General features: G+C 73.3%; 7 protein-coding genes. 1 reads left to right on the forward strand and 6 read right to left on the reverse strand.

Annotated elements, in window-relative coordinates; genetic code table 11:
• The first annotated feature begins 161 nt into the window (after positions 1 to 161).
• Positions 162 to 797: a DUF1707 domain-containing protein gene (locus L7D48_RS06800; protein ID WP_374491456.1), complete on the forward strand. Its 636-nt coding sequence runs from the start codon at positions 162 to 164 to the stop codon at positions 795 to 797.
• 123 nt (positions 798 to 920) lie between these two features.
• On the opposite strand, the gene L7D48_RS06805 is transcribed toward L7D48_RS06800, so the two are convergent.
• From L7D48_RS06805 to L7D48_RS06830, 6 genes are all read right to left on the reverse strand, one after another.
• Entirely contained in the window at positions 921 to 3,362 is a 2,442-nt protein-coding gene (locus tag L7D48_RS06805; protein WP_308312234.1) for an FtsX-like permease family protein, read from the reverse strand.
• On the reverse strand, positions 3,359 to 4,045 hold the full coding sequence (locus tag L7D48_RS06810; RefSeq protein WP_237878013.1) for an ABC transporter ATP-binding protein: 687 nt from the start codon (positions 4,043 to 4,045) through the stop codon (positions 3,359 to 3,361). The genes L7D48_RS06805 and L7D48_RS06810 overlap by 4 nt, the downstream gene beginning before the upstream one ends.
• The gene (locus tag L7D48_RS06815; RefSeq protein WP_237878014.1) at positions 4,042 to 4,566 is read right to left on the reverse strand and encodes a PadR family transcriptional regulator; all 525 of its coding nucleotides are present in this window, start codon (positions 4,564 to 4,566) and stop codon (positions 4,042 to 4,044) included. Before L7D48_RS06815 ends, L7D48_RS06810 begins: the two co-directional genes overlap by 4 nt.
• Positions 4,567 to 4,712: 146 nt before the next feature.
• Positions 4,713 to 4,979, reverse strand: a complete 267-nt coding sequence (locus L7D48_RS06820; RefSeq protein WP_237878015.1) for a hypothetical protein — start codon at positions 4,977 to 4,979, stop codon at positions 4,713 to 4,715.
• The gene (locus tag L7D48_RS06825; protein WP_237878017.1) at positions 4,976 to 5,929 is read right to left on the reverse strand and encodes an SPFH domain-containing protein; all 954 of its coding nucleotides are present in this window, start codon (positions 5,927 to 5,929) and stop codon (positions 4,976 to 4,978) included. The genes L7D48_RS06820 and L7D48_RS06825 overlap by 4 nt, the downstream gene beginning before the upstream one ends.
• Before the next feature lie 149 nt (positions 5,930 to 6,078).
• A partial coding sequence (locus L7D48_RS06830; protein WP_237878019.1) for an AI-2E family transporter occupies positions 6,079 to 7,279 on the reverse strand: 1,201 nt, incomplete at its 5' end.

The following is a 7,279-nucleotide window of genomic DNA, read 5'->3' on the forward strand; positions in this document are numbered from 1 at the left end:
CACAGGGTATGACCCCCGAACGGGTGGCGGTGGTGTGAGGTGCGGCTCAGCCGCCGGGCCGGGCTTCCGGCCCGGCTCCCGTTCGAGACGTGGCCGAACCCCGGCCAACCCCGGCCGACGCGGCACTGGTCGCGATGTATCGCGTTCGCTAGGGTGGCGGTGTGGACGAGAAGACCTCCCTGCGCAAGCAGCCCGCGGCACGGCCCCCCGCCACGTCCCCGGTGGACGTACGCGCCTCCGACGCCGACCGCGACCGGGTGGCGGAGATCCTGCGCGAGGCGCTCGCCCAGGGGCGGCTGGACGCCGAGGAGCACGCCGAGCGGATCGACGCGGTGTACCGGGCCAGGACGATGGGCGAGCTGCGGCCGCTGGTCCGCGACCTGCCGGCCGGGCGGGATGCGGCTCCCCACACCAGCCGCCCGGCGTCCGGCGGGGACGGCGACAACGTGATCGCGGTCTTCGGCCAGGCCTCGCGCAAGGGCCGCCGGCGGGTGGGGGCCAGGACCAACGCCTTCGCGCTGTTCGGCGGGGTCGAGATAGACCTGACCGAGGCGCTGTTCGAACGGCGGGAACTCGTCGTCAACGCCACGGCCGTCTTCGGCGGCATCGAGATCAGGGTTCCGGAGAACGTGACCCTGCGCGGTTCGGGCAGCGGGATCATGGGCGGCTACGACGTGGAGGCCAGGGAGTCGGAGGATCCGGACGCCCCGGTGGTCGTGGTGCGCGGCGCGGCGGTCTTCGGCGGCGTCGAGGCGAAGGCGAAGCGCGGCAAGCGCCTGCGGGACCTGCGCCGCTGACGCCCCGTCTCCGCTCCTCCTGCCGGGTGCGCACACGCGCGCACCGCCCGTACGGCCCTCCCCCTGTCCCGGGCCGTACGGGCGGTGCGCGGCGGGCTCACGCCCGGTGCCACGCGCGGGCGGTCACTCCGTGCGCAGCCCGTCCGGGCGCATCATCCGCCACAGCGGCGGCAGGCTGAGGAGGGTCACCAGCAGCACCACACCGGCGCCGGTGCCCGTCATGGCCACCAGGCTCGTCCAGTGGACGGCCACCGGCACGGAGACCAGCTTCAGCAGCACCGCGCCCAGCCCGATCCCGCCCGCGGCCGCCAGGAACAGGCCGAGCGCCACGGGCAGCGCGGTCTGCCACAGCACCGACCAGCCCAGCGTGGAGCGCCGGGTACCGAAGGCGACCAGCACCGACAGCAGCTTCCTGCGCTCGCGCAACTGCTCCAGGGTGGAGACGACCATGCTGGCGCCGATCAGCAGCATCACCCCGGCCGCCCCGGCGTACAGCGCCCGCCGGATGGAGGCGAACCTCTCCGACTGCCGCGTGTCGCTCAGCTCCATGACGTGGGTCCCGGGCGAGCCGGTCTCCACGACGTTGCGCACGTACTCGCGCGCGTCCGGCACCGCGGGATCGGTCTTGACGGAGAACTCGGCCCGGACCTCCCTCGCCCGGGCGATGTCGAGCGCCGCGGGGGTGGCCAGGACGCCGGCGGTGTACCGGCCCATGACGTCCTCCCGGGACTCGACCACGGGGGCGTCGCGGGGGACGGACCAGGGGCGGGGCTCCCCCGCCCGTTCGTATGCGTCCTTCTCCTGCGAGTAGACCGGGACGTTGAGGTCGAAGCGCGCGCCGGGGCGTGCGCCGGGTTCCTCCATCCCGTCCACGGCCGCCGGCACGACGAAGACGTCCCCGTCCTCGCAGGAGGCGATGCGCGCCAGCTGCTCCAGGGTGGCGCAGTCGGCGACGGTGATCGTCGTCCAGGGGGTGTCGCCGTTGGGGTCCGCGCCGTTCTCGGGGGCGTTCAGGACGGCCGCGCCCAGCACCCTCTCCACCCCGCGGGTCCGCTCCAGCCGCTCGGTCAGTCCGGCGGCCTGGCGGCCGTCGCGCAGCTCCCGCGTGATCTGCAGATCGGCGCGGGAGGTGTCGTGGCCGGTGGGCCGCGTGTAGTCGCCCTCGACCCCGCCGAACAGCATCTGCACGGCGATGGCCCCGGCGACCGCTACGGTGATGCCGCTGACCGCCCGGGCCCCGGGGCCGCTGTCGAGCTGGAGGCGGCGGACGGCGAGCTGGAGGGCCAGGGGACCGCCGCGCATCCGGTTGACGGCCCACTCGACCAGCCATGGCAGTACGACCGTGACGCCGGCGAGCAGCAGCACGATGCCCGCGGCGATGCGGTAGGTGTCGATCGTGCTCTGCGCGGCGTCGATCCCGCCGACCAGCGGCAGGAGCAGCACCAGCCCGATCCCGGGCGGCACCAGCCGCCACCACAGCCGGCGCCGGCGGACGCCCGCGTTGCGCACGACGCCGAGCGGTTCGATGGCCACCCCTCGCAGCGCGAGCAGGGCGACGGCGACGGCGGAGACGGGAACCGCCACCGCGATCAGCACGGCCAGCGCGGCGCTGGGCCGTACGTCGGCGGGGAAGACGTTGACGTCGAAGACGTCCGCCTGTCCGACGAGCCCGCGCGCCGGCAGGAACAGCGCGGCGCCGACGGCGAGTCCGAGGAGCGCGCCGACCAGCGACTCACCGGCCGCGATGCGCCGGACCATCCGGCTGTCGGCGCCGACCAGGCGCAGCGCGGCCAGCCGGCGGTCGCGGCGTTCACCGCCGAAGCGCACCGAGGTGGCGATGAACACCCAGACCGGGAACAGCAGCACCACGCAGACGACGACCACCAGCAGCAGCAGTACGGCGTCCATCGGCTCCGGCTCCCCGACCTGCTCGAAACGGTCGATCCGTTTCGCGCTGCCCGTGGAGTCGAGGCTGTCGCTGCCCGCCAGGAAGGTGAGTTCCCTCGGACCGAGCAGGCCCTCGTCGCCGATGGTGCCGGTGATCCGGTAGGGGAGTCGCTCCCTGAGGAGCTCGCCCTCCGGGGACGCGAGCAGCTCCTCCAGTCCGGGCGAGACGACCATCTCGCCCGGGCCGGGCACCCGTCCCACGCCCGGCGGCAGCGGCGGGTTGCTCCCCTCCGGCTCGATGTAGCGGCCGCGGATGCTCTCGCCGCGGAACTCGGTGTCCCCCCAGGTGTACAGAGCGCTGCGGTCGGAACGCTCGACCTGCCCGAAACCGAAGTTCTCCCGCGCCTCCCCCCGTGCCTCGCGGGCCCCCAGCATGTTCGGCACGGAGGCCGCGACCATCAGCACGGCGACGCCGAGGCCCACGCCGACGGCCGTGAGCACGGTGCGCACCCAGCTCTCGCGGCCCCCGGCGAGCGCGAAGCGGGCGCCCATCGCCAGGTCGGCCGCCCAGCGGGCCGCCCCCGACGGGCCGGTGGACGGCGCGGGCTCCAGGACGGGCCCGGGGGCGGGTTCCGGGCCGGGGGACGCCTGCGGCTTTCTGGAGTCCAGTGCGCTCACAGGGCGCCCGCCATGTCGCGCACCCTGCCGTCGCGGACGACGATCTCGCGGTCGGAGTACGCGGCGACCCGGGCCTCGTGGGTGACCAGTACGACGGCCGCGCCGGTGTCCCGCGCGGCGTCGGTCAGCAGCTGCATCACCCGCTCGCCGTTGAGGGAGTCCAGCGCGCCGGTCGGTTCGTCGGCGAAGACCACGCGCGGCCCGGTGACCAGGGCCCGGGCGACGGCGACGCGCTGCCCCTGGCCGCCGGAGACCTGTCCGGGGCGGTGGTGGCGCACGTCGTCCACCTCCAGCCGCTCCAGCCATCCGGCGGCCCGCTTCTCGGCCTCCTTGCGGCCCATGCCGGTCAGCCGCAGCGGCAGGGCGACGTTCTCGGCGCAGGTCAGTTCGGGCACGAGCTGGCCGAACTGGAAGATGAAGCCGAACTCCGAGCGGCGCAGGGCGCTGCGCTCGGCGTCGGACATGGCCGACAGCTCGCGTTCCCGGTAGTGGACGGTGCCGGAGTCGGGCCGGACGATCCCGGCCAGGCAGTGCAGCAGGGTGGACTTGCCGGAGCCGGAAGGGCCCATCACCGCGACGACCTCACCGGGGCGGACGGAGAAGTCCGCCCCGTCCAGGGCGGGGGTGGGGCCGTAGGACTTGCGCAGTCCGGCGGCGTTCAGCAGCGGGTCGGCGGTGGTCATCCGCGTACCTCCCGGGCGAGTTGGTCGAGGCGCGCGGCGGTCAGCTCCAGCCAGCGCAGATCGGCTTCGAGGTGGAACAGTGCGTGGTCGCAGATGAGCTGGTCGGCCAGGTCGCCGTTTCTCTTGCGCTGCGTCAGGTCCCGCATCAGACGCAGGTGCTCGACGCGCTGGACGTCCAGCAGCTCCCCCGCGTCGCGCCCGGTCAGCAGGGCGAGGACGACCTTGGTGTAGAGGGTGGACTGGAGGTACGGCTCGGGCTTCTCGGGCCGGCCGAGCCATCCGGCGACATCGGTGATCCCGGCGTCGGTGATGGCGTAGCGCTTGCGCTCGGGGCCTTCCCCGGGCTCGACGCCCTCGACCTCCACCAGGCCGTTCTTCAGCAGCCGGGACATGGTCGAGTAGACCTGCCCGTAGTGGAGCGGGCGGTCGTGGCCGAAGCGCTCGTCGAAGGTGCGCTTGAGGTCGTAGCCGTGGCGGGGCCCGGATTCGAGGAGCCCCAGCAGGGTGTGGCCGATGGACATGCCGGGAACTGTACACCATGTGTATACACACGATGTATACACATGGCGCATACGGCGGTGCGCAAGCCCCGCCCGCGCCGGTTCCGGTTCCGGTTCCGGCGGGGGCGGGTGCGGGTGCGGGGACGGACTGAAACAGGCGGTGCGGACTACTCCTCCGACCGCGGCGGGCGGCCCCGGCGCGGATGGGGGCGGGCCTCGCGTGGCATGCGCCCCGCCTCGGCCAGGGCCTTGCGCAGCAGGTAGTCGACCTGGGCGTTGGTGCTGCGCAGCTCGTCCGCCGCCCACTTCGCGAGCGCGTCGTGGACGGCGGGGTCCAGTCGCAGCAGCATCTGCCGGCGTTCGCGCCGGGGCCGCCGCGACCGCTCCTGCTCGGGGCCGCCGCCCTCCGGCGGCCCCTCCGGCCGGGCGCTCACTGGTAGAGCGACCCCGTGTTGAGGACCGGCTGCGGGGAGCGGTCGCCGCAGAGCACCACCAGCAGATTGCTCACCATGGCGGCCTTGCGCTCCTCGTCCAGTTCGACGAAGTCCTGGGAGGCGATCCGCTCCACGGCGTCCTCGACCATGCCGCAGGCGCCCTCCACGATGGTCCGGCGCGCCGCGACCACGGCGCCCGCCTGCTGGCGCTGGAGCATCGCGGCGGCGATCTCGGGGGCGTACGCCAGGTGCGTGAAGCGCGACTCGACGATCCGCACACCCGCCGCCCGCACCCGGGCGGTCAGTTCGACCGCGAGCTTCTCGGTGATCTCCTCGGCGTTGCCGCGCAGCGACAGGGCGTCCTCGTCGTAGGCGTCGTAGGGGTACTCGATGGCGATGTGCCGCACGGCCGCCTCGGTCTGGGTGGAGACGAACTCCACGAAGTCGTCCACCTCGAAGGTGGCCTGAGCGGTGTCCTCCACCTGCCAGACGACGACGGCCGCCAGTTCGACCGGGTTGCCGTAGGCGTCGTTGACCTTGAGGATCGCCGTCTCGTGGTTGCGCACCCGGGTGGAGACCTTCTTGCGGGTGGTCAGCGGGTTCACCCAGCGCAGGCCGTCCTTGCGGATGGTGCCGGTGTAGCGCCCGAAGAGCTGGACGACCCGGGCCTCCCCCGGCGCGACCATGTTGAGGCCGGCCATGGCGAAGACCGAGCCGATCACCAGCAGCACCCCGGCGACGATCAGCGCCGCCCCGACCCCGCCCGTACCGCCCTCGACGAGCCTGGCGCCCCCCACCACGGCGCCGGCCCCGGCCAGCAGCCCCAGCAGGCCCAGCAGCAGGGCCAGTCCGCCGGGCACGGAGTGCGCGGGCCTCTCGCGCACCTGCGGGGCGGGCATCTCGGGAAGTTCTCTGGCGGCCTGCGCGGCCTGCCCGGTCTCAACGGACATGGCGGTCCCCCGTTTCCATGAAGCGGTTCTCTAGCAAAGTGATAGCACTTTATCGTGGTGCCGTACCTCGCGGAAGAGTGGGGTGCGAGAACGCCCGGGTGCCGCCGTACGGCGGCACCCGGGCGTGAGGACCGTGCGCTCGGCGCGGCCTACCGTTCCCCGTCCTCCCCCGGCTCCGAAGGCGGCTCCGCCCCGGGCGACTTGGGCGACCTGGGCGCCTCGACGGCCGGCGGCGGCACGGCGGACGACGGCTCGACCGTTCCGGCCGGCACCGCATGGGCCGCCGCGTACGACTTCATGGAGACGACGACGGACTTGAGCACCGCGACCAGCGGCACCGCCGTCACCGCGCCGGGGATGCCCGCGACCAGACTGCCCCCGGTCACCGCCAGCACCACGCCCAGAGGGTGCACCCGCACCAGCCGGCCGAGGATGAGCGGCTGGAGCACATGCCCCTCCAGCTGCTGCACGGCCAGCACGACCGCCAGGACGAGCAGGGCGGAGACCACGCCGTTGGCCACGAACGCCACGACCACCGCCAGCGCTCCGGAGACCACCGCACCGACGATGGGGATGAAGGAGAACAGGAAGATGAACACGGCCAGCGGCACGGCCATCGGCACGTCCAGGAAGTACAGCCCGATGCCGATGAAGAAACCGTCGATGAAGGCCACCAGCACCGTGCCGCGCACATAGCTGGTGAGCGTCATCCACGCCCTGGGCCCGGCGCTCGCCACGGCGTCGCGGGCGGCCCGGGGCGCGAAGTTGAGCGACCAGTTCCACACGTTCCGGCCGTCGTAGAGCAGGAAGATCGTCACGAACATCGCCAGCACCGCGCCGGAGAAGAACTCCAGGACCACGGTCACGCCCTGGAGCCCCGCGCTGGTGATCTCCTGGCTGTTGCTGCCGAGCCAGTCGTTGAGGCTGTCGGCGATGTTGTTGATCTGCGCCTCGGTGACGTGGAAGGGGCTGTTGAGCAGCCAGGTCTTCAGCTCGTCGATGCCCTCCTGGACCTGCCGGGTGAGGTCGTCGAGGTTCTCCAGGACCTGCCAGACCACGAACCAGCCCACCAGGCCCAGCATCGCCACACCCGTCACGAAGGTGATCGCGGCGGACAGTCCGCGCCCTATCCCCAGCCGCCGCAGCCTGGCGGCCGTCGGCTGGAGCAGCGCGGTCAGCAGCAGGCCGATGGTGAAGGCGAGGACGACCAGGCTGATGGCGCTGATCACCTTCATCAGGACGTAGATGACCCCGGCCAGGACCAGCAGCCGCCACCCGGCCTCGGCCGCCACCCTCACCCCCCACGGCACCATGGCCGCGGGCGGGGGCGGAGCCGGGGGCGACTGGAGG

This window comes from Streptomyces sp. ICN903, from assembly GCF_022015835.1.
Taxonomy (GTDB): Bacteria; Actinomycetota; Actinomycetes; order Streptomycetales; family Streptomycetaceae; genus Streptomyces; species Streptomyces fenghuangensis.

What these genes read in the sequence shown, in the direction of transcription:
- L7D48_RS06815 (WP_237878014.1), bottom strand. Translation starts at nt 4,566, where the DNA reads ATGTCCATCGGCCACACCCTGCTGGGGCTCCTCGAATCCGGGCCCCGC.
- L7D48_RS06810 (WP_237878013.1), bottom strand. Translation starts at nt 4,045, where the DNA reads ATGACCACCGCCGACCCGCTGCTGAACGCCGCCGGACTGCGCAAGTCC.
- L7D48_RS06825 (WP_237878017.1), bottom strand. Translation starts at nt 5,929, where the DNA reads ATGTCCGTTGAGACCGGGCAGGCCGCGCAGGCCGCCAGAGAACTTCCC.